At 66.1% G+C, this 2,666-nt stretch carries 3 protein-coding genes; 1 reads left to right on the forward strand and 2 read right to left on the reverse strand.

Annotated features, from left to right (window positions below):
• Positions 1-234 precede the first annotated feature (234 nt).
• Positions 235-906 (forward strand): tRNA (cytidine(34)-2'-O)-methyltransferase, encoded by a 672-nt coding sequence (locus B1400_RS09185; protein ID WP_095614079.1) that lies wholly within the window; start codon positions 235-237, stop codon positions 904-906.
• A gap of 75 nt (positions 907-981) precedes the next feature.
• Here the strand turns inward: B1400_RS09185 and B1400_RS09190 are convergent, their stop codons facing one another.
• Both B1400_RS09190 and B1400_RS09195 read right to left on the reverse strand, forming a co-directional pair.
• Positions 982-2,346, reverse strand: a complete 1,365-nt coding sequence (locus B1400_RS09190) for a PFL family protein (RefSeq protein WP_095614080.1) — start codon at positions 2,344-2,346, stop codon at positions 982-984.
• A gap of 66 nt (positions 2,347-2,412) precedes the next feature.
• The coding region (locus tag B1400_RS09195) for an ACT domain-containing protein (protein WP_095614081.1) at positions 2,413-2,666 on the reverse strand (254 nt) is incomplete at its 5' end.

The raw sequence follows: 2,666 nt of genomic DNA on the forward strand, positions 1-2,666 counted from the left end.
GTCGCGCCACGGCAGCTCGCGCGCATGCACGTCCCACCATGCGAACAGCGGACCGCGGACCTGTGCGGCGAGACGCCGCGCGGCCCGGGCGCGCGGGACGCCGACGACGTCGCTCGGATCGGCGGCCTGCTTCATGTGCGTCGCCTTCGTTCGTGTGACCATAGCCACGCCATTGTAGTGGAGCGCGCGCGGTTGCGGAAGCGCGCGTCGCGCCGGGGCAATATCGTGTGTCACGTGACGAATGAAGCAACGAATCCCGCGGACGCCGCGGCCGCCGGCGTCGATCCGGAAGCCCGGGTGGAGAAGATGTTCGAGTACGGCTACCGCAAGTCGAACTACGGCCCCGACGAACTCGTGACCGACGCGCACGGCAATCCGATCTCGGTCGTCGATGCGATGATGACGGCGAAGGAGGCGGCGAACACGCCGACGTCGACGCCGCATCTGTGCTACTACTCCCCGCGCATCCCCGGCAACACCGGCTCGGCGATCCGCCTGTGCGCGGTCACCGGCACGATCCTGCATCTCGTGGAGCCGCTCGGCTTCAACCTGCGCGACACGAAGCTGCGCCGCGCCGGCCTCGACTACCACGACATGGCGCATGTCGTGCTCCATCCGGACTTCGGGGACCTCGTGCAGTCGATGCCCGATTCACGCATCATCGCGTTCACGGCGCATGCGACGAAGCTGTACACTGAGGTCGAGTACAGGCCGACCGACATCCTGCTGTTCGGCCCCGAGCCGGGCAACATCCCCGATCCGACCGACATCATGTTCGGGCCGCACGTCGCCGAGCAGGTGCGTCTGCCAATGCGCCCGAGCCTGCGCAGCCTGAACCTGACGAACTGCGCGTCGATCGCGATCTACGAGGCGTGGAGGCAGCTCGGATTTGATGGGGGTCAGTGAACACCACCCCGAAATGCGAGATGGGCGTACATCAATCGATTGATGTACGCCCATCTCGCATTTCGGGGTGGGATCTCAGTTCTTGAAACTATGAATCGGCGCCGGGATGCGACCGCCGCGCGTCACGAAGGCCTCGCAGCTCGCCGTGTTCACCGGCATGATCGGCGCGTAGCCCATCAGGCCGCCGAAGTTCGCCATCTGGCCGACGGTCTTGCCGACGACCGGGATGACGCGCACCGCCGTCGTCTTCTGGTTGACCATGCCGATCGCGGATTCGTCGGCGATGATGCCGGAGATCGTCGAAGCCGGCGTGTCGCCGGGGATCGCGATCATGTCGAGGCCGACCGAGCACACGCAGGTCATCGCCTCGAGCTTCTCGATCGTCAGGCAGCCGCTTTCGGCCGCGTCGATCATGTTCTTGTCCTCGGAGACCGGGATGAACGCGCCGGACAGGCCGCCGACGTACGAGGACGCCATGATGCCGCCCTTCTTGACCTGGTCGTTGAGCATCGCGAGCGCGGCCGTCGTGCCGGGGCCGCCCACCTGCGCCAGGCCCATCTTCTCGAGCACCTCGCCGACCGAGTCGCCGACGGCCGGCGTCGGCGCGAGCGACAGGTCGATGATGCCGAACGGCACGCCGAGGCGCTTCGACGCCTCCTGCGCGACGAGCTGGCCGACGCGCGTGATCTTGAACGCGGTGCGCTTGATCGTCTCGCACAGGAACTCGAAGTCCTTGCCGACGGCCGCGTCGAGCGCGCGCGAGACGACTCCCGGACCGGACACGCCGACGTTGATGACGGCGTCGCCTTCGGTCACGCCGTGGAAGCCGCCCGCCATGAACGGGTTGTCGTCCGGCGCGTTGCAGAACGCGACGAACTTGACGCAGCCGTAGGAGTCGTTGTCGGCGGTCGCCTCGGCGATCTCCTTGATGATGTGGCCGAGCATGTCGACGGCGTTCATGTCGATGCCGGTCTTCGTCGAGCCGACGTTGACCGACGAGCAGACGATGTCGGTCTCGCTCAGCGCGGCCGGCAGCGAACGGATGAGCAGCTCCTCGGCCGGTGTCATCGACTTCGAGACGAGCGCCGAGTAGCCGCCGATGAGGTCGACGCCGACCGTCTTCGCGGCGCGGTCGAGCGCGTGCGCGATCTTGACGAAGTCGGCGCTCGTCCGGCAGCAGCTCGCGCCGACGAGCGCGATCGGCGTCACCGTGATGCGCTTGTTGACGATCGGGATGCCGAAGTCGCGTTCGATCGACTCGCCGGTGGAGACGAGGTCCTTCGCGTAGGTCGTGATTTTGTCGTAGATCTTGCCGCACGTCTCGTCGACGTCGGTCGTCGCGCAATCCATGAGGCTGATGCCCATCGTGATCGTGCGCACGTCGAGCTTCTCCTGCTCGATCATCTGGTTGGTCTCGTGGACCTCCATGATATTCAGCATGCTGGTTCCTTCCGGCCTCTGGCCTGTTGCGTTCGGGTTGGCGGCCGCCGCGGCCGCCGCATGTCCTCAGACGCGGTGCATCTTCGTGAAGATCTCCTCGCGCTGGCAGCGGATGCGCACGCCGATGTCCTCGCCGAGGGCCTCGAGGTCGTCGACGATCGTCTCGAACGCGACGTCGGCGTCCGAGTAGTCGACGATCATCATCATGTTGAAGAACCCGTCGATGATCGTCTGCGAGATGTCGAGCACGTTCGTGCGGTGCTCGGAAAGGTACGTGCAGACGCGAGCGATGATGCCGACGGTGTCCTGACCGACGACGG

Origin of the sequence: Bifidobacterium italicum (assembly GCF_002286915.1) — a bacterium.
GTDB classification, from domain to species: Bacteria; Actinomycetota; Actinomycetes; order Actinomycetales; family Bifidobacteriaceae; genus Bifidobacterium; species Bifidobacterium italicum.